This is a genomic window from Streptomyces ortus, from assembly GCF_026341275.1.
Taxonomy (GTDB): domain Bacteria; phylum Actinomycetota; class Actinomycetes; order Streptomycetales; family Streptomycetaceae; genus Streptomyces; species Streptomyces ortus.
Genome location: NZ_JAIFZO010000002.1, coordinates 4,713,031 through 4,732,764 on the forward strand (window position 1 = coordinate 4,713,031; position 19,734 = coordinate 4,732,764).

Genomic DNA, 19,734 nt, shown 5'->3' on the forward strand with positions numbered 1-19,734 from the left:
ACCGGTTTGGGTGAAGGCGATATTCACAGGCGTCGTGTTGTCCACAGATATTTACCAAGATCCACACGATTTCCCAGCTTCGTTGCACCGTGATTCCAGCGCGCACCGCTTGCGGAAGTTCATGGCCGGTTCCGTTTGTTCGGCGGCTATGGCCGGTTCGTATCGGCGGTTCATATGGAGGGCCGGTTGGCGGCTCTTGCGCCGGGCGGGAATCGCGGGGCCGCAGAGGCTCCGCGGAGAAGCATCGAAGGGGGCTGGAGAGCGTGGCGGGAGCCATCACACACGACCGGCCGTCGGCCGCCGAGGGGCGGCAGGGCGGACCGTTGATCGTCACCGAGGACGCGGATCTGCTGGACGACCTGCTGCGGTTGTGCGCCGCGGCCGGTGCCCGGCCCGAAGTCCACCACGGGGTGCCGGAGCGCGGCGGCGGCTGGGACACGGCACCGCTGGTGCTCGTCGGCGACGACGCCGCGCGCCGGGTGCGGGGCGCTGCCCGCAGACGTGGAGTCGTCCTGGTGGGTCGGGATCAGGACGATCCCGGGGTCTGGAGAAGGGCTGTGGAGATCGGCGCCGACCATGTGCTGATGCTGCCGGATGGCGAACAATGGTTGGTCGACCGCATCGCCGACGTGGCCGAGGGAGTCGGACCGCCCGCTCTCACCGTCGGTGTGATCGGCGGTCGCGGAGGCGCCGGATCGTCCACGCTCGCCTGCGCGCTCGCGGTCACCTCGGCGCGCCAGGGAGCCCGCACCCTCCTTGTCGACGCGGACCCGCTGGGCGGCGGACTCGACGTACTCCTGGGCGGTGAATCCGTCGAGGGACTTCGCTGGCCCGCCTTCGCCGCCTCGCACGGACGGGTCGGTGGCGGCGCCCTGGAGGAGTCGCTGCCCGCACTGCACGCTTTGCGGGTCCTCAGCTGGGACCGCGGCGACTGCGTCACCGTGGCGCCCGAGGCCGTCCGCGCGGTCCTGGCGGCGGCCAGACGGCGCGGCGGGGCGGTGGTCGTCGATCTGCCGCGCCGGATCGACGAAGGGGTCGCGGAGGCCCTCGCCCAGATCGACCTCGGGGTGCTCGTCGTCCCGGCCGAACTGCGCGCCGTCGCGGCGGCCGGACGGGTGGCCTCCGCGGTCGGCATGGTACTGCGGGACCTGCGCGTCGCGGTCCGCGGGCCGTACGCGCCAGGACTGGACGACCGCGAGGTGGCCCGGCTTCTCGGACTGCCCCTGATGGGCGAAGTTCCCACGGAGACGGGGCTGTCGGCGGCCCAGGAACGGGGCGCCCCGCCCGGCGGGGACGGCCGTGGGCCGCTCGCCCGCTTCTGCTCGGCGTTCTGGGAGCGGGCCGCGATCGCCGGAGGGGGCGTATGAGCGGGGACGTGGGTTCGCGTGGCGGACATCCGGCACACGCGGGGCCCCCGGCGGGGCACTTCTCCGGAGGCCGCACCGGGCCGGGCACGCTCGGCCGCGCGGGCACACCCGGCCACTCGGGTACGGGGTCGTTCGTCGGCGGGCTGTCGCGCGGCGGCCCGGCCTCCGACACGGGACTGCTGGACGGGGTCCGGCAGTGGCTGGCCGCGAGCGGGGGCGAACCGACTCCCGCGCGCGTGGCGCAGGCCCTGCGGGAGCAGGGGCGGGTGCTCGGAGACGCCGAAGTCCTCGGCGCGGCCGAGCGGTTGCGGTCGGAGCTGGTCGGCAGCGGCCCACTGGAACCACTGCTGGGCGACCCCGCGGTGACCGACGTGCTGGTCTCGGCGCCCGACCGGGTGTGGGTGGACCGCGGTGGCGGCCTGGAACTGACAGCGGTGTCCTTCCCGGACGCGGCGGCCGTACGACGTCTCGCGCAGCGACTCGCCGCCGTGGCCGGACGACGGCTGGACGACGCCCACCCCTGGGTGGACGCCAGGCTTCCCGACGGCACCCGGCTGCACGCGGTGCTGCCACCGATCGCCGTCGGCTCGACCTGCCTGTCCCTGCGGGTCGTACGGCCTAGAGCGTTCACCCTGGCCGAACTGGTGGCCGCCGGGACGGTACCGCCGGGCGGGGACCGGCTGCTGCGCGCGCTGCTCGACGCGAGGCTGTCGTTCCTGATCAGCGGGGGCACGGGCAGTGGCAAGACGACACTGCTGAGCGCGCTGCTCGGCCTCGTCGGGCCGGAGGAGCGGATCGTGCTCGCCGAGGACTCGGCGGAGCTGCGCCCCGACCACCCTCATGTCGTACGGCTGGAATCCAGACCGCCCAACCAGGAGGGCGCCGGACTCGTCACGCTCCAGGACCTGGTGCGCCAGGCGCTGCGCATGCGCCCGGACCGCCTGGTGGTCGGTGAGGTCCGGGGGCCCGAAGTGGTCGCGCTGCTGGCCGCGTTGAACACCGGGCACGAGGGCGGCTGCGGGACCGTCCACGCCAACGCCGCCTCGGGGGTGCCGGCCCGCCTGGAGGCGCTGGGTACGGCCGCCGGGCTCGACCGGGCCGCGCTGCACAGCCAGGTGGCGGCGGCGCTGTCGGTGGTGCTCCATCTCGTACGCGACCGGACCGGGCGGCGGCGGATCGCCGAGGTGCATGTGCTGGAGCGGGATCCGGCCGGGCTGGTCGTGACGGTGCCCGCCCTGCGATGGGGCGCGGAGGCCTTCACCTACGGGCGTGGGTGGGAGCGGCTGCGCGAGCTGCTCGGCGGCAGGGGGTTCCGAGTGGCACGGGAGACGTGAGCCAGGTGGGAGACGTGAGCCAGGTGGGAGACGTGCGGGGCATGGGCGGCGTGAGCGAGCGGAGGGGTGAGCTGTGACGGGGGTCGCCGGGATGGCGGTGGTGGTGGCGACGGTGTGCGCCGGAGCGGCGGTCTGGCTGATGGGCGGGCCGGGATACGGGGCGCGGCGGGCGCGGCTGGTGTGTGCGGCCGGCGGGGCGGCGGGCACCGGGCCGCCGCCGTGGAAGCGGGCGCTGCCGACCGGGGAGCGGCTTCGGCGGCTGCACGGGACGCGGGGCGAGTGGTGGGCGCTGGCCGCCGGGTCGGTGCTCGGACTCCTCGGAGCCTCCGTGGTGCCGGTCGTCCTGGGGGCACTCGGAGTTCCCCTGGTACGGAGGGCCCGGCGGGCCGCAGCGGCACGGCGGGCACGGGAGCGGCGGGCCGCCGCGGTGATCGTGCTCTGCGGGGCGCTCGCGGGAGAGGTCCGGGCCGGACGGCAGCCAGGCGAGGCGCTGCTGGGCGCCGCCCGGGACTCCGGAGGGCTCGGGGACGTGCAGGCGTCCGTCCTGGCGGCTGCGCGCTTCGGCGGCGATGTGCCGGGCGCGCTCACCGAAGCGGCCCGGCGACCCGGAGCCGAAGGACTGCTGGGGCTCGCCGCGTGCTGGCGTGTCGCCGTGGACCGGGGTGCGGGCCTCGCGGCCGGGCTCGACCGGCTGGAGGGGGCGCTGCGCGCGGAGCGGGACCAGCGGGCCGACCTGCGGGCCCAGTTGGCGGGCGCCCGGTCGACGGCGGTGCTGCTCGCGGGGTTGCCGGCGCTCGGGCTGCTGCTGGGTACCGCGCTCGGCGCAGACCCGCTGCACATCGTCCTGCACACCGGGGCGGGCCTCGGCTGCCTGCTGGTCGGCGGGGCTCTGGAGGGCGCGGGCCTGTGGTGGGCGCTGCGGATCGTACGGGGAGCGGAGGACGGATGAGCGCGGAGGTTGTCCACAGGCTGGAGGTGGCGGTGTGCGTGGTGGCGGGACTGTGGGTGCTCGCCCGCTCTGTTGAAGCGGCACGGCAGCGGCGCGGGGCCCGCAGACGGTGCGCGGCGCTGCTGACGATCCCGGCCGATGAGCGCGAACCGGCTGTGGAGGGCGCCCACCTCGGGCGGCGCTCGCGACTGCGGGACGGGGCGCGGCGATGGCTGCCGGTGGTCGGAGCACTGAGCGCCTGCTGGGTGTTCGTCGGTGGTACGGCGGGTGTCCTGGTGGGGCTGGGGGCCGTGTTCGGGATGTGGCGGTGGCAGCGCGGATCGGCGTCGACGGCGGCGGCGGTGTCGGCGCAGGGGTTCGACGCGGTGCAGGTCGCGCGGCAACTGCCTCTTGCCGCCGATCTGCTGGCCGCCTGCATCGCGGCGGGCGCGAGCCCCGTCCTGGCCGCCCGGGCGGTGGGGGAGGCGCTGGAGGGGCCCGTGGGGGCTCGGCTGGCACGGGGAGCGGCAGAGATGCGCCTCGGTGGAGCGCCGGCGGAGGCCTGGAGCGCGCTGGCCGCGTTGCCCGGGGCCAGGGGACTTGCCCGGCTGCTGGAGCGGGCTGGTGAGTCCGGCGTACCGGCGGCGGTACCGGTCGCCCGCCTCGCCTCCGAGGCCCGCGCGGAACGGGAGCGCGCCGCCACGGCTCGGGCGCGACGGGCGGGCGTCCTGATCACCGCTCCGGTGGGGCTGTGCTTCCTGCCCGCGTTCATCGCGATCGGCGTACTGCCGGTGGTGCTCGGGCTGGCCAGCGGGGTGCTGGGTGGGGGTGATGGATGAGGGGGCTGGTTGAGGGCGGAACAGCGAGTGAGTAAGTCCGGTGGTCAAGGGCTGGACGTCAGAGGTCAACGGAACAGATCTGCACGGGGGTTCGGATGGGCAAGGCAGCGCGGGTACGGGCACGGGTCGGGGCGTGGCTTGTGGAGGGCTGGGCCCGGGTGGGACGGGGAGGCGCGAGGCGGAGGGACGCCGGAATGGTCACCTCCGAGTACGCGATGGGGCTGATCGCGGCGGTGGGGTTCGCCGCGCTGCTCTACGAGGTGCTGACCAGCGAGCAGGTGCGCCAGTTTCTGCAGGACATCGTGGGGCGGGCGCTCAGTGGGGAGTTCTGAGGCGGGTGCGCGCGGGGGTTCGGCGGCCCGGGACCGCGGTTTCGTGACGGCGGAGGCGGCGGTGGTGCTGCCGGTGCTGGTCGCCTTCACGATGGCGCTGATCTGGGCGTTGCTGGCCGCGGCCACGCTGATCCAGTGCGTGGACGCGGCCCGGGCCGGCGCTCGCGCGGCGGCCCGGCAGGAACCGCCGGGCACGGTGCTGGAGACCGCCCGCCAGGCTGCGCCGAGCGGGGCCCGGATCTCCGTCCGGCGGGAGAGCGACCTGGTACACGTCCGGGTCGAAGCCGAGACCCCGGGCCCGGACGCGCTGGCCCTCGACCTCACACAGGAGGCGACGGCCTTGGCGGAGGAGACGGTGGGGGCACTGCGGTGAGAACGGCGGGGAGAGCGGAGAGGGCGAGGTCAGTGGGTACGGCGGGGGCAACGAGGGCGCTGAGAAGGTCGGGAGGACAGGGAGGACAGGGAGGACTGGGCGGGCCAGGAGGGCAAGGAGGGCAGGCAGGAGCGGAGGGAGGTGGCCTCGGGCGGCGGCGTACGGGGTCCTGGGCGGCGGGAGCGGTGGCGGACCGGGGGTCGGCCACCGTCTGGACCGTGGGCGCGCTCGCGGTGCTGTGCGTGGTCTTCGGTGCCGTACTCGCGATGGGGCAGGCGGTGGTGGCCCGTCATCGCGCGGGTGGCGCGGCCGACTTGGCGGCGCTCGCGGCGGCCGACCACTGGATGTACGGCCGGACGGAGGCGTGCGCGCGGGCGGACCGTGTGGCACGGGCCCAGGGCACCCGGATCGTGCGGTGCGCCGTCCGGGGCGAGATCTCGGACGTCACGGTCGAGGCGGGTCGGGGGCCGCTGACGGCCGAGGTGAGGTCACGGGCAGGCCCGCCCGGACCCGCGGCGCCGGGTTCTGGTCCTGGCTCTGACCCTGACCCAGGCCCTGGCCCTGGCCCTGGCCCTGCTTCTGACTCTGCCCCTGGCTCTGACCCTGGCCTTTCGCGGGTTCGATCTCGGTGACGACATCCGGATCCGGCTCTCGGCCGCCCTGTCTCTCCGCCTCCCCCGGGAGGCGTTACCCCGGCTGCTCGCTGGAGCGCTTCCCCTGTTGCTCCCCCTGTGGCTCCTCGGGTCGTGCGTCCGGTGCCGTCGGTGCTCCCTGCAGGAGAACTGTCAGCAGCCGCACGGCTCCCCGTTTGTGCAGCGGCTCGTTGCCGTTGCCGCACTTGGGGGACTGGATGCAGGACGGACAGCCGGCGTCGCACTCGCAGGAGGCGATGGCCTGGCGGGTGGCGGTGAGCCATTCGCGGGCGGTGTGGAAGGCGCGCTCCGCGAAGCCCGCGCCGCCGGGGTGGCCGTCGTACACGAAGACGGTGGGCAGGAGGGTGTCCGGATGCAGGGGGATGGAGACGCCGCCGATGTCCCAGCGGTCGCAGGTGGCGAAGAGCGGCAGCATGCCGATCGAGGCGTGCTCGGCGGCGTGCAGGGCACCGCCCAGGATCTCCGGGTTCACCCGGGCGGCGTCGAGCTGGTCCTCGGTGACCGTCCACCACACGGCGCGCGTACGGAGTGTGCGGGGAGGCAGGTCGAGTTTCGTCTCGCCGAGCACCTCACCGGTCATGAGACGACGACGCAGGAAGGAGACGACCTGATTGGTGACCTCGACGGAGCCGTAGCACAACCGGCCCTCTCCCCAGGGGATCTCGACGTCCGTCTCCAGGACGGAGATGGCGGTGGTGTCACGGGCGACCGTCGAATACGGCGGGTTGGCCTCCGTGACCAGGGCGACCGAGTCGTCCAGGTGCAGCTCGTCCACCAGGTACGTGCGGCCCTGGTGGAGGTGGACGGCGCCCGCGTGGACGCTGGTGTGCGCGGCTCCGGCGTCGACCGTGCCGAGCAGCCGGCCGGAGCCGGTTTCCACGATCTGCACCGGGTTGCCGCCTCCGCCGCGGATGTCGGTCAGGTCGGCGGCCCGTTCCCGGCGGGTCCAGTGCCAGGCCTTCGTGCGGCGGCGGAGCAGCTTCGCGGCCTCCAACTGCGGCATCAGTTCGGCGGTGGCCGGGCCGAAGAGGTCGAAGTCCTCCTCGGTGAGGGGGAGTTCGGATGCCGCGGCGCACAGGTGGGGCGCGAGGACGTACGGGTTGTCCGGATCGAGGACGGTGGACTCCACCGGTTGGTCGAACAGCGCTTCCGGGTGATGGACGAGGAAGGTGTCCAGCGGGTCGTCCCGGGCGACCAGCACCGCGAGCGCCCCCTGTCCGGACCGGCCCGCGCGCCCAGCCTGCTGCCACAGGGACGCACGGGTGCCGGGGTAACCGGCGATGACGACGGCGTCCAGTCCGGAGACGTCGATGCCCAGTTCGAGAGCGGTGGTGGCGGCGAGGCCGAGGAGTTCACCGGAGTGGAGGGCGTGTTCGAGGGCGCGGCGTTCCTCGGGGAGGTATCCGCCGCGGTAGGCGGCCACGCGGCGGGCCAGGGAGCGGTCGACCTCGGAAAGCCGTTCCTGGGCGATCACCGAGATCAGCTCGGCCCCGCGGCGGGACCGTACGAAGGCGACCGAGCGGACACCCTGCACGGTCAGGTCGGTGAGGAGGTCCGCGGTCTCGGCGGTGGCGGAGCGGCGGACCGGGGCGCCCTTCTCGCCGTGCAGGTCGGTGAGGGGTGGTTCCCAGAGGGCGAAGACCAGTTCCCCGCGGGGTGAGGCGTCGTCGGCGACCTCGACCACGGGCAGGCCGGTGAGGCGGGAGGCGGCTACGGAGGGCTCGGCGGCGGTGGCGGAGGCCATGAGGAAGACGGGGGAGGAGCCGTAGCGGGCGCACAGGCGGCGCAGTCGGCGGAGCACCTGGGCCACATGGGACCCGAAGACGCCCCGGTAGGTGTGGCACTCGTCGATGACGACATAGCGCAGGGCGCGCAGGAAGGAGGCCCACCGGGGGTGGGAGGGGAGTATCCCGCGGTGCAGCATGTCGGGGTTGGTGAGGACGTAGTTGGCGTACTGGCGCACCCACTCGCGTTCCTCGACGGGGGTGTCCCCGTCGTAGACCGCGGAACGGACGGCATGACCCAGCGGATGTGAGAGTTTTTTCACGGATCGGCGCTGGTCCGCGGCGAGGGCCTTGGTCGGCGCGAGGTAGAGGGCGGTCGCGCCTCGGCCGTTCGGCGCCTCGGAACCGTCGAGGAGTGTCGACAGCACCGGGACGAGATACGCCAGGGACTTGCCGGAGGCCGTACCCGTGGAGACGATCACCGATTCGCCGTCCAGGGCGTGCTCGGCCGCGAGTGCCTGGTGGGCCCAGGGGTGTGCGATACCGGCGGACTGCACTGCCGCGACGACCTCCGCGCGGATCCGGTCGGGCCACACGGCATGGCGACCCTCACGTGGGGGCAAGTGCTCCGTATGAGTGATGCGCGAAGCCCGGCTCGGCCCAGAGGCCAGCCGGCCCAGGATCTCGCCCGGCGAGGGGCGGGACGCGGTGTCCGTCGAGGTGCGATCGGGTCGGAGATTGTTGGCCATCGGCATCGAGTGTGTCACTGGCATGACGGACAATGGGCCCAAGGCGTCGTGCACGCCTGCCGGTAAGTGATTGAATGCCATCGCGGCTGGCGAACCGTCCCGGGGGCTCCGCCGAGGTGTCCCTTGGGATGACCGCTCGATAGCAAGGTGCTGGAGGATCCGTGGACCTGTCCCTGTCGACCCGTACCGTCGGCGATCGTACGGTCGTCGAGGTCGGTGGCGAAATCGATGTATATACCGCGCCCAAGTTGCGCGAACAGCTGGTCGAGCTGGTGAACGACGGCAGTTTCCATCTTGTCGTCGACATGGAGGGTGTGGACTTCCTCGACTCGACCGGCCTCGGCGTCCTGGTGGGCGGCCTGAAGCGGGTGCGTGCCCATGAGGGTTCGCTCCGGCTGGTCTGCAACCAGGAGCGCATTCTGAAGATCTTCCGCATCACCGGTCTCACCAAGGTGTTCCCGATCCACACCTCGGTCGAAGAAGCGGTGGCGGCCACCGACTGAGCGGCCGTGGTCCGGCCCGTCCCTGCTGACTGGCCGGTCAGCCGCCACAGCCGGATCCCGGGCGCGGCCCGGGAGGCAGAAGTCAATGGAGGGGGGTCAGGTCTCGGCGACCCGACCCCCCGACCGCACGCCCGTAGTTCCGAGGGGGATGCATGGCCACCGTTGAACTCCGCTTCAGCGCGCTGCCCGAGCACGTCAGGACCGCCCGACTGGTGGCGGCAGCGGTGGCGCGCAGGGCCGGAGTGGACGAGGCCGTCCTCGACGAGGTCAGGCTCGCCGTCGGCGAAGCCTGCTCCCGGGCCGTCGGCCTGCACCAGAGCGCCGGTATCTCGGCTCCGGTGCGGGTGTCGCTGATCGAGGAGGAGAAGCTGTTCTCCATCGAGGTCGGTGATGAGGCGCCGCACACGGTTCCCGGTGACACATCGCCGGGTGCGCGTGGCGGAGCCGATGGCGCGGACGTCGAGACCGAGGAGGACGAGATGGGCCTCGCGGTCATCAGCGGCCTCGTCGACGACGTGGAAGTGACCGCCGGTGAGAACGGCGGACTGATCAGGATGAGCTGGCCCACCACGCCGCCGGCCACGCTCGTTCCCTGATCCACCCCTCTTGGTACTGCCTGAACCTGTGCGAAAGGGCCCTGCTCACCAGGGCCCTTTGGCATGTCCGGCCGCTGCCCGGCACCCCCGCTTGCTCAGCCGGGGGGCCAGACAGCGGCCGTGCTGCTGCCGACCTCCCTGCTGCCCGGCCGAGAGCGGCCTCGGACGCCGGACCGCTGCTGCCCGGGTGGCGTGGCGCCCCTCGTTGCCCGGACAGGCCGTCGGCCGTGGCACCCATTGCTGCCCGGACAGCCCGTCGGTCGTGGCTGTGGTCCGCTCAGGGCGGCGCTGACGGCCCTGCCAGGCGCTGTCCGGCGTCTCCCTGGGGCCGTGCCCCAACTCGCCCCCCCCCGGAGCGGCGTCCCCCTAGGGTGTTGCCCCGCCTCGCCCTCCCCGGAGCGGCGTCCCGGCAGCCCTGCCGATCGCTTGTCCGGCGCCGACCAGGCCCCCCCATCGGCCCCCCATCGGCACCCCCGGCGGCCCCACCGCCCTCCGGATCAAGCCACGCCTATTTCGTGAATTCATTCACGATCCGGATTTCGATCAACAATAAGATCAGCTTTACGCCGTGCCGCACGGTAATGGACCTGGCGTCAATGCGTTTGAGGCATTACCACTTTCGAGCCCCCCGCGGATCCCCGGATCATTCACTGAAGGGCATGTGAAGGCCAATTCCGCTTACCGCGCACTGTTTTGATCAGGTTCCGGTACCTACAATCCGTCCACATCTTGAGCTCGGTCCAAGCGTCAAGGAGGACGAATGGCGGGGCTTTCTACCCCTCATCAGTTTGACCAGCCCACTACCCTCGCAGCCGCAGTACTGACGGACGACAACCGCCTCATCGTGGTGGTGATCGCGGTCGTCGCCCTTGCGGCGCTTGCCGTCGCCGGGGTCCTGGTCCGCCAGGTGCTCGCGGCGGGCGAGGGCACCGAAAGCATGAAGGAGATCGCGGTCGCGATCCAGGAGGGCGCGAATGCCTACCTGGGGCGGCAGATGCGTACCCTCGGGGTATTCGCCGTCGTGGTGTTCTTCCTGCTCATGCTGCTGCCCGCGGACGACTGGAATCAGCGTGCCGGCCGATCGGTCTTCTTCTTGATCGGCGCGGCGTTCTCGGCGACCACCGGATATATCGGCATGTGGCTCGCCGTACGCAGCAATGTCCGCGTGGCCGCCGCGGCACGGGAAGCGACCCCGGTGGAGGGTGAGCCGGAAAAGGATCTCACCGCCGTCTCGCACAAAGCAATGAAGATCGCTTTCCGCACGGGCGGCGTCGTCGGCATGTTCACGGTGGGGCTCGGTCTGCTGGGCGCCTCCTGTGTGGTGCTGGTGTACGCGGCCGACGCGCCGAAGGTCCTGGAGGGCTTCGGTCTCGGCGCCGCGCTGATCGCCATGTTCATGCGTGTCGGCGGCGGCATCTTCACCAAGGCGGCCGACGTCGGCGCCGACCTGGTCGGCAAGGTCGAGCAGGGCATCCCGGAGGACGATCCGCGCAACGCCGCGACCATCGCGGACAACGTGGGCGACAACGTCGGCGACTGCGCCGGTATGGCCGCGGACCTCTTCGAGTCGTACGCCGTCACGCTCGTCGCCGCACTGATCCTCGGCAAGGCGGCGTTCGGGGACTCCGGGCTCGCCTTCCCGCTGATCGTGCCCGCGATCGGCGTACTCACCGCGATGATCGGCATCTTCGCGGTCGCGCCGCGCCGTGCGGACCGCAGCGGGATGAGCGCCATCAACCGCGGCTTCTTCATCTCCGCGGTGATCTCGCTGGCGCTGGTGGCCGTGGCCGTCTTCGTCTATCTGCCGTCCTCGTACGCCGACCTGGACGGTGTCACCGACGAGGCCATCCTCGGCAAGTCCGGTGACCCGCGGATCCTCGCGCTCCTCGCGGTCGCCATCGGCATCGTGCTGGCCGCGCTGATCCAGCAGTTGACCGGCTACTTCACGGAGACGACCCGTCGCCCCGTGAAGGACATCGGCAAGACCTCGCTCACCGGCCCGGCCACCGTCGTCCTGGCCGGTATCTCGCTCGGTCTCGAATCGGCCGTCTACACCGCTCTGTTGATCGGCCTCGGCGTCTACGGGGCCTTCCTGCTCGGCGGTACGTCGATCATGCTGGCCCTGTTCGCGGTGGCCCTCGCCGGCACGGGTCTGCTCACCACGGTCGGCGTCATCGTCGCCATGGACACCTTCGGGCCGGTCTCCGACAACGCGCAGGGCATCGCCGAGATGTCGGGCGACGTCGAGGGCGCGGGCGCGCAGGTGCTCACCGACCTGGATGCCGTCGGCAACACCACCAAGGCCATCACCAAAGGCATCGCCATCGCCACCGCGGTACTGGCGGCGTCGGCGCTCTTCGGCTCGTACCGGGACGCCATCCTCACGGCCGCGAACGACGTGGGGCAGAAGGTGTCGGGCCCGGGCGCGCCGATGAACCTGATGATGGACATCTCGCAGCCCAACAACCTGGTCGGGCTCATCGCGGGCGCCGCGGTCGTCTTCCTCTTCTCGGGGCTGGCGATCAACGCGGTGTCGCGGTCGGCCGGGGCCGTGGTCTACGAGGTGCGGCGGCAGTTCCGTGAGCGCCCCGGGATCATGGACTACAGCGAGAAGCCCGAGTACGGGCGCGTCGTCGACATCTGTACGAAGGACGCGCTTCGCGAGCTGACCACACCTGGTCTGCTCGCCGTGCTGACGCCGATCGCGATCGGGTTCACGCTCGGGGTGGGCGCGCTCGGCGCCTTCCTCGCGGGCGCCATCGGCACCGGCACGCTGATGGCGGTCTTCCTCGCCAACTCCGGAGGCGCGTGGGACAACGCCAAGAAACTCGTCGAGGACGGCCACCACGGCGGCAAGGGCAGCGAGGCCCATGCCGCGACGGTGATCGGCGACACGATCGGCGACCCCTTCAAGGACACCGCCGGGCCCGCGATCAACCCCCTCCTGAAGGTGATGAACCTGGTGGCGCTGCTCATCGCGCCGGCAGTGGTCAAATTCAGCTACGGCGACGACAAGAGCGTGGGCATGCGGATCCTCATCGCGGTGCTCTCGCTGGCCGTCATCATCGGCGCGGTCTACGTGTCCAAGCGGCGCGGTATCGCCGTGGGCGACGAGGACAACTCCGAGCGGGTCGCCAAGCCGGCCGATCCGGCGGTGGTTTCGTAGCCCCGGGTCGCGGCTGAGCGGATTCCCTCCGCACAACGGGCGGGCGGACGGTGCGTACTGACGCACCGTCCGCCCGCCGGTCTGTCCGTCCGCCCTCCCGTCCGGGTGTGCTCCTGTACGCGATCCCGTGTGTACGCCCTGTTTCGTGAGCCTTATCTCGCCGCTCCCTCCCCTGGTGCAAATGGCTTCAATAGCGGTCCAAACGGATGTTCGTCACGGTGGTGTCGCCCGATTGGCGTGTATGTTCCGGGGCCGAGAGCCATGGAAGGGACCAACCCGGTGAACAAGAAGCTCGCGGCCGCGCTGTCCGGCGGTGCGGTACTGGTACTGGCGCTGTCCGGATGCAGCAGCAGTGACGACAACAGCGAAAAGCTGAACTCCTGGGCCAAGCAGGTCTGCGACGCGGTGCAGCCGCAGGCCAAGAAGATCTCGGCCGCCAACACCGCCATCCAGAAGCAGACCTCGGACAACAGCAGCCCGGCGGACGTCCAGAAGACCGACGCCCAGGCCTTCCAGGACATGTCCGACGCCTACAAGGCGATCGGCGGCGCCGTGAACAAGGCCGGGGCGCCGGACGTGGAGGGCGGCGAGAAGAAGAAGACGGACGCCGTCAAGGAGCTCAACACCATCTCCGCGTCGTACGGCGACCTCAAGAAGCAGGTCGACGACCTCGACACCAAGGACCAGGCGAAGTTCGCCGACGGTCTGAAGGGGATCGCGACCCAGCTGGACAAGCTGAGCCAGAGCGGCAACGACGCCCTCGCGAAGCTGGAGGAGGGCGACGTGGGCAAGGCGATGGCCAAGCAGGAGAGCTGCAAGAGCGCGTCCCCGTCGGCCGCGAAGAGCTGACCCTCGCGGCGCGACGGCCGGGCAGCGCCCGGCGCGGGCGGGTGCGGTGTGTACGGCGCGGCCCGGCGCGAAGGGTGTCCAGGCACTCCGGCGCCGGGCCCCGGCCCTGTGGCGTCCCGGCTTCGGAGGGCCCGGTCGGCGCGCCGAAGAAGTGCCGGCAGTGGTGGCGGGCCGCTCGCGTGTGGTCGGTCGCGCGTCACAATGGGCGGGTGAGTAACACCAGCCTGGCACCGCTGCCCTCGTCCGACCGCATCGACGTCACCGCGCGGCTGCGGGACGCCCTCCTGGGCGCCTCCTTCAGCGCCGATGGGCTGCTCGACCTGCTCGGCGCCCCCGCGTACGCGGCGCTGGCCCGCAGCGAGACCGTACCCGCGCTCCGGGCCACCCGCGGCGACTCCCCGCTGGAAGCCCTCGTACGGCTGTTCCTGCTGCAGCAGCCCGTGCCGCACGCGCGCGTGGCGGACGTTCTGCCGCTGGAGGACTGCCTGGAGGGCGGCTGGCTGACCCGCGTCGGCGGGGACGAGGTCGCGGCGGTCGTCGACGTACGGCCGTACGGCGGACCCGGCGGCGAGGACTGGTTCATCGTGTCCGACCTGGGCTGCGCGGTCGGCGGGGCCGGCGGCATCGGCAGCCATGACGAAGGTGTCGTACTCGGCGTGGGCGGCGCGTCCACCACGCTCGCGGGCATCACCGTGCGCGCCCCCTTCGGCTCCGCGCTCGACCTCGGCACCGGCTCCGGGATCCAGGCGTTGCACGCAGCCCAGCACGCCACGCGGGTGAGCGCCACCGACCTCAACCCCCGCGCGCTGCACATCACCGCGCTCACGCTCGCGCTGTCCGGGGCCCCGGCGGCCGACCTGCGCGAGGGCTCCCTCTTCGAACCGGTGGGCGACGAGACGTTCGACCTCATCGTCTCCAACCCGCCCTTCGTGATCTCGCCCGGCGCCCGGCTCACCTACCGCGACGGCGGGATGGGCGGGGACGAACTGTGCCGCACGCTCGTGTCCCAGGCGGGCGACCGGCTGAACCAGGGGGGATACGCCCAGTTCCTGGCCAACTGGCAGCACGTGGAGGGCGAGGACTGGCACGACCGGCTGCGCTCCTGGGTGCCGCGCGGCTGCGACGCGTGGATCGTGCAGCGCGAGGTCCAGGACATCACGCAGTACGCCGAACTGTGGCTGCGCGACGCGGGCGACCACCACGCCGATCCCGTGGAGTACCAGGCGCGGTACGACGCCTGGCTGGACGAGTTCGAGGCACGCAAGGTGAAGGCCGTCGGCTTCGGCTGGATCACACTGCGCAGGACGGACGCGGCACTGCCCTCCGTCGTCCTGGAGGAGTGGCCGCACTCCGTCGAGCAGCCGCTCGGCGACACCGTGCGCGCGCATTTCGAGCGTGTCGACTATCTGCGTGAGCACGACGACGCGGCCCTGCTGGCGGCGCACTTCCGGCTGGTCGACGAGATCGTGCAGGAGCAGGTCGGCCTGCCCGGTGCCGAGGACCCGGAGCACGTCGTGCTGCGCCAGCACCGCGGGATGCGGCGGGCCACGAAGGTGGACACGGTCGGCGCCGGTTTCGCGGGTGTCTGCGACGGCACGCTGAGCGCGGGACGCATCCTGGACGCCATTGCCCAACTGGTCGGAGAGGATCCGGTGTTGCTCCGCGACCGGACACCGGCCCAGATCCGCCTGCTGGTCGAGCAGGGATTCATCGAGCCCGCGGCCCGGTGACGACGCGGGGCACCTGGAGGCGGGCGGGAGCGGCCGGCGGGGCGGTGCTCCGGCCCGCCCGTCGGATGACGTGAACTCGTCGGCGTTGGCGTGGGCGTGGGCGTCGGCGGCCGGGAGCGAGGCGACCGATGTGTATCCGCGCAGGGGCCCTACCAGCCCTGGAATCCGTGTGCGAGCGATCCCTCCTCGCTGGGCGCCCATGGTCCGCCGTCCCCGCAGGTCCCACCCTCGGCACCCTCCTCGCCGTACGCCGGCGGCGGGTACCCGCCCTACGGGAGCGGTCCGACGGCGGTCACCGGCCCCGACGGCGGTCAGGGGGGCGCTGGGGTGGTCGCGGCGGCAGGCGTCGCAAGCTGCCCACCGCGGCGGTCGTCGCGCTCGTCGTGGCGCACGACAACCAGGTCATCGGCGTCGTTCCGGCCCCGGCGCACATGAACTGCAAGAAGGGCCTCGACAACGCGAACGAACTCTGCGGCAACAAGTTCGAGTCGACCTGGGCGCCCGACGTGGAGCGGGTCGGCTACGGCTGCATAGCCGACGAGTACTCGTGGAACCAGTGATTCACCAAGGCGGTGTGCACGGTGAGTCGTGCCGACGGCGTGCAGACGAGCGGAGAGGTACCGGCGCCCGGCGCGGTGTGACGGACTCCACCCGAAGCCTGGCCCGGGCGGGCTCCGTGCGCGCGGTGGCCGGCCCCTTCCGGGCGGTCCGCTTCCGACCCGCTCCGACCCGCTCCGACTCGTGTCGGTCCGCTTCAAGCCCGTTCGCGGCACACTTCCGGCCCGCTTCGGCCCGTTTCGCTCCCCTCCCGGTGCGGACGCGGTGTGACGGAAGCGAGACGGAAGCACGACGGAGGCGCGACGGAGGTGCGGCCGTAGTCGCGGCGTGGCGGCGGCGCGACGGGGACGCGGCGGTGGTCGCGGCAGCGGGCGGCAGCGGTGCGGGGCGCGGTGTGAGCCGTCCCGCACCCGGGGCGCACGGTGCCGGCCGCCTCCCGTTCACCCCGGGTTGGGGTTCCGGTTTCCCGGAGCTGCCAGCGTCCCGACCAGAGCCCGCGAGGGCGGGACCCGGGGCCCGCCAGGACGGGACCCGGTGGCACACGAGGGCGGAGGCGCGAGTCATGGAGAGCGGACCGGCGATCTTCACGGGATCGGTGTTCGCCCTGTTCGGGGGCGGACTGCTGGTGTGGACCGCGGTCCGGCTGCGGCAGCGCGCCCCCGTCGCCCACGGAGTGAGCCCCGTCGCGTCGGCGACGGCCGCGGGCCTCGCCGGGACGGCCGCCGTGCTCCTCGCGGTGTGGTGTTTCACTCGCCTCTGAGCGTCGGCCACCGCCGACGCGCCGGTCCGCCCCGCTCTTCGGGCAGCACCTCCCGCGGTCCGCGCGACGCGGCCCCGCCGCCCGCGCAACGCCGCCCCGCTGTCCTGGAAACACCGTCCCCACTGTCCTGGAATCGCCGTACGGCGGCGGGCGCGGCCAAGATCGACACCGCTCGGAATTCCCCTCTCCGGTAATTGAGAGGTCACGCTCCGGATGTCTCCGAAAGGGCAGGTCGGCACTCCGGGCGGCAGGAATGGCGGGAGTCGGGTTACCGTTCGAGTGGCCGTTGCGGGCTTTTCCCGTTTGACAGGGGGGCGGGATGTACCGTCACACTCCGCAGCGTCAGCATGACCCGACCCCCGGGTTCAAGGCCTGGGGCGAGACCCCCTGCGTCGACCGGAGAGAAGAGCGAAGTTGTCCCCGACCAGCGAGACCGCACACGGCGGCCGCCGACTCGTCATCGTCGAGTCGCCTGCCAAGGCGAAGACGATCAAGGGCTATCTCGGCCCCGGATACGTCGTCGAAGCGAGTGTCGGGCACATCCGCGACCTCCCCAACGGCGCCGCGGAGGTGCCCGAGAAGTACACCGGCGAGGTGCGTCGGCTCGGCGTGGACGTCGAGAACGACTTCGCGCCGATCTACGTGGTCAACGCTGACAAGAGGGCGCAGGTAAAGAAGCTCAAGGACCTGCTGAAGGATTCCGACGAGCTCTTCCTCGCGACCGATGAGGACCGCGAGGGCGAGGCCATCGCGTGGCACCTCCTCGAGGTCCTGAAGCCCAAGGTCCCCGTCCACCGGATGGTCTTCCACGAGATCACCAAGGACGCGATCCGCAGCGCCGTCGCCAACCCGCGCGAGCTCAACCAGCGCATGGTCGACGCCCAGGAGACCCGCCGTATCCTCGACCGCCTCTACGGCTACGAGGTCTCGCCGGTCCTGTGGAAGAAGGTCATGCCGCGGCTGTCGGCCGGCCGCGTCCAGTCGGTCGCGACCCGCCTCGTCGTCGAGCGGGAGCGCGAGCGCATCGCCTTCCGCTCCGCCGAGTACTGGGACCTGACCGGCACCTTCGGCACCGGCCGCGCCGGCGACCGCACCGACCCGTCGAACCTGGTCGCCCGGCTGACCGCCGTCGACGGCAAGCGTGTCGCCCAGGGCCGCGACTTCGACTCGCTCGGGCAGATCAAGGGCGCGAACACCCTTCACCTGGACGAGGCCAACGCCCGCGCGCTGGCCGCCGCCCTGGAGAACACGGACTTCTCCGTACGGTCCGTCGAGTCGAAGCCGTACCGACGCTCGCCGTACGCACCGTTCCGTACGACCACGCTCCAGCAGGAGGCGAGCCGCAAGCTCGGCTTCGGCGCGAAGTCCACGATGCAGGTGGCGCAGAAGCTGTACGAGAACGGCTTCATCACCTACATGCGTACGGACTCCACGACCCTCTCGGACACCGCGATCAGCGCGGCCCGCGCTCAGGTCACGCAGCTCTACGGCGCGAGCTACCTGCCGGACAAGCCGCGTACGTACGCCGGGAAGGTGAAGAACGCGCAGGAGGCGCACGAGGCGATCCGCCCCTCGGGCGACCGCTTCCGCACCCCCGCCGAGACGGGGCTGACCGGCGACCAGTTCCGGCTGTACGAGCTGATCTGGAAGCGGACCGTCGCCTCGCAGATGAAGGACGCGGTCGGCAACTCCGTCACCGTCAAGATCGCGGGCAGGGCCTCCGACGGCCGGGACGCCGAGTTCAGCGCGTCCGGCAAGACGATCACCTTCCACGGCTTCCTGAAGGCGTACGTCGAGGGCGCGGACGATCCGAACGCCGAGCTGGACGACCGTGAGCGCCGCCTCCCGCAGGTCGAGGAGGGCGACCCGCTGTCCGCCGAGGAGATCTCGGTCGACGGCCACGCGACCAAGCCCCCGGCCCGCTACACCGAGGCCAGCCTGGTCAAGGAGCTCGAAGAGCGGGAGATCGGCCGCCCGTCGACGTACGCGTCGATCATCGGCACGATCCTCGACCGCGGCTACGTGTTCAAGAAGGGGACGGCCCTCGTGCCCTCCTTCCTGTCCTTCGCCGTGGTCAACCTCCTGGAGAAGCACTTCGGGCGGCTCGTCGACTACGACTTCACGGCCAAGATGGAGGACGACCTCGACCGCATCTCGCGGGGCGAGGCCCAGTCCGTCCCGTGGCTCAGGCGCTTCTACTTCGGCGAGGGCGACGCGACCGGCGCCGCGGAGGCGGGCAACGGCGACGGGGACCACCTCGGCGGCCTCAAGGAGCTCGTCACCGACCTCGGCGCCATCGACGCCCGCGAGGTGTCGTCGTACCGGGTGGACGGCAGCGACATCATGCTGCGCGTCGGCCGCTACGGCCCGTACGTGGAGCGCGGTGAGAAGGACTCCGAGAACCACCAGCGCGCCGACGTGCCCGAGGACCTGGCGCCCGACGAGCTGAACGTCGAGCTCGCCGAGGAACTGCTCGCCAAGCCCAGCGGTGACTTCGAGCTGGGCTCCGACCCCGAGTCCGGTCACCAGATCATCGCCCGTGACGGCCGCTACGGCCCGTACGTCACCGAGGTGCTGCCCGAGGGCACCCCGAAGACCGGCAAGAACGCCGTGAAGCCGCGTACGGCCTCGCTCTTCAAGTCGATGTCCCTGGACACGGTGACCCTCGCGGACGCGCTCAAGCTGATGTCGCTGCCGCGCGTCGTCGGCAAGGACGCCGAGGGCGTGGAGATCACCGCGCAGAACGGCCGCTACGGCCCGTACCTGAAGAAGGGCACCGACTCCCGCTCCCTCACGAGCGAGGACCAGCTCTTCACGATCACTCTCGAGGAGGCTCTCGCGATCTACGCGCAGCCCAAGCAGCGTGGCCGCGCCGCCGCCAAGCCGCCGCTGAAGGAACTGGGCGCCGACCCGGTCAGCGGTCAGCCCGTCGTCGTCAAGGACGGCCGCTTCGGCGCGTACGTCACCGACGGCGAGACCAACGCGACCCTGCGGTCCGGCGACAGCGTCGAGGAGCTCACCCCGGAGCGCGGCTTCGAACTGCTCGCGGAGAAGCGGGCGAAGGGGCCGGCGAAGAAGACCGCCAAGAAGACGGCGAAGAAGGCACCCGCCAAGAAGGCGCCGGCGAAGAAAACGGCGACAAAGAAGACGGCTGCCACGAAGACGGCGGCAAAGAAGACCACCACCGCCACGAAGACGGCAGCCAAGAAGACCACCGCGAAGAAGGCCACGGCCGCCAAGGCGACGGCCGAGGACTGAGCAGGCTGAGGACTG

Annotated in this window: 16 protein-coding genes; 15 read left to right on the forward strand and 1 reads right to left on the reverse strand. The window is 71.9% G+C overall.

Annotated elements, in window-relative coordinates:
• Positions 1–263: 263 nt before the first annotated feature.
• The 7 genes from ssd to K3769_RS24250 all read left to right on the forward strand — a co-directional run bounded on the left by ssd (position 264) and on the right by K3769_RS24250 (position 5,805).
• A complete protein-coding gene (gene ssd / locus K3769_RS24220) occupies positions 264–1,367 on the forward strand; it encodes a septum site-determining protein Ssd (protein ID WP_267028450.1) in 1,104 nt (367 codons plus the stop codon).
• The gene (locus K3769_RS24225) at positions 1,364–2,701 is read left to right on the forward strand and encodes a TadA family conjugal transfer-associated ATPase (protein WP_267028451.1); all 1,338 of its coding nucleotides are present in this window, start codon (positions 1,364–1,366) and stop codon (positions 2,699–2,701) included. Before ssd ends, K3769_RS24225 begins: the two co-directional genes overlap by 4 nt.
• A gap of 91 nt (positions 2,702–2,792) precedes the next feature.
• Positions 2,793–3,650: a type II secretion system F family protein gene (locus tag K3769_RS24230; protein WP_267031518.1), complete on the forward strand. Its 858-nt coding sequence runs from the start codon at positions 2,793–2,795 to the stop codon at positions 3,648–3,650.
• Positions 3,647–4,468: a type II secretion system F family protein gene (locus K3769_RS24235; RefSeq protein WP_267028452.1), complete on the forward strand. Its 822-nt coding sequence runs from the start codon at positions 3,647–3,649 to the stop codon at positions 4,466–4,468. Before K3769_RS24230 ends, K3769_RS24235 begins: the two co-directional genes overlap by 4 nt.
• A 194-nt stretch (positions 4,469–4,662) precedes the next feature.
• On the forward strand, positions 4,663–4,800 hold the full coding sequence (locus K3769_RS41165) for a DUF4244 domain-containing protein (protein ID WP_372515021.1): 138 nt from the start codon (positions 4,663–4,665) through the stop codon (positions 4,798–4,800).
• On the forward strand, positions 4,787–5,173 hold the full coding sequence (locus K3769_RS24245) for a TadE family type IV pilus minor pilin (protein ID WP_267028454.1): 387 nt from the start codon (positions 4,787–4,789) through the stop codon (positions 5,171–5,173). The genes K3769_RS41165 and K3769_RS24245 overlap by 14 nt, the downstream gene beginning before the upstream one ends.
• Before the next feature lie 185 nt (positions 5,174–5,358).
• Positions 5,359–5,805 (forward strand): Rv3654c family TadE-like protein, encoded by a 447-nt coding sequence (locus K3769_RS24250; RefSeq protein ID WP_267028455.1) that lies wholly within the window; start codon positions 5,359–5,361, stop codon positions 5,803–5,805.
• A gap of 55 nt (positions 5,806–5,860) precedes the next feature.
• On the opposite strand, the gene K3769_RS24255 is transcribed toward K3769_RS24250, so the two are convergent.
• Positions 5,861–8,380: a DEAD/DEAH box helicase gene (locus K3769_RS24255; protein WP_267028456.1), complete on the reverse strand. Its 2,520-nt coding sequence runs from the start codon at positions 8,378–8,380 to the stop codon at positions 5,861–5,863.
• An 80-nt stretch (positions 8,381–8,460) separates the two neighbouring features.
• Between K3769_RS24255 and bldG the strand changes: the two genes are divergently transcribed.
• From bldG to topA, 8 genes are all read left to right on the forward strand, one after another.
• The gene (gene bldG, locus K3769_RS24260; protein ID WP_003975386.1) at positions 8,461–8,802 is read left to right on the forward strand and encodes an anti-sigma factor antagonist BldG; all 342 of its coding nucleotides are present in this window, start codon (positions 8,461–8,463) and stop codon (positions 8,800–8,802) included.
• Between the two features lie 152 nt (positions 8,803–8,954).
• Positions 8,955–9,398, forward strand: coding sequence for an ATP-binding protein (locus K3769_RS24265; RefSeq protein WP_267028457.1), 444 nt, complete (start codon positions 8,955–8,957; stop codon positions 9,396–9,398).
• 760 nt (positions 9,399–10,158) lie between these two features.
• The gene (locus tag K3769_RS24270; RefSeq protein WP_267028458.1) at positions 10,159–12,564 is read left to right on the forward strand and encodes a sodium-translocating pyrophosphatase; all 2,406 of its coding nucleotides are present in this window, start codon (positions 10,159–10,161) and stop codon (positions 12,562–12,564) included.
• A 261-nt stretch (positions 12,565–12,825) separates the two neighbouring features.
• On the forward strand, positions 12,826–13,413 hold the full coding sequence (locus K3769_RS24275) for a small secreted protein (protein WP_267028459.1): 588 nt from the start codon (positions 12,826–12,828) through the stop codon (positions 13,411–13,413).
• A gap of 209 nt (positions 13,414–13,622) precedes the next feature.
• A complete protein-coding gene (locus K3769_RS24280) occupies positions 13,623–15,143 on the forward strand; it encodes a DUF7059 domain-containing protein (protein ID WP_267028460.1) in 1,521 nt (506 codons plus the stop codon).
• 167 nt (positions 15,144–15,310) lie between these two features.
• Positions 15,311–15,703 carry a hypothetical protein gene (locus K3769_RS24285; protein WP_267028461.1) on the forward strand — a complete coding sequence of 131 codons (393 nt, stop codon included), beginning with the start codon at positions 15,311–15,313 and terminating at the stop codon, positions 15,701–15,703.
• Positions 15,704–16,263: 560 nt separating this feature from the next.
• Positions 16,264–16,461: a hypothetical protein gene (locus tag K3769_RS24290; protein ID WP_267028462.1), complete on the forward strand. Its 198-nt coding sequence runs from the start codon at positions 16,264–16,266 to the stop codon at positions 16,459–16,461.
• Between the two features lie 414 nt (positions 16,462–16,875).
• Entirely contained in the window at positions 16,876–19,719 is a 2,844-nt protein-coding gene (gene topA, locus K3769_RS24295; RefSeq protein ID WP_267028463.1) for a type I DNA topoisomerase, read from the forward strand.
• Positions 19,720–19,734 lie beyond the last annotated feature (15 nt).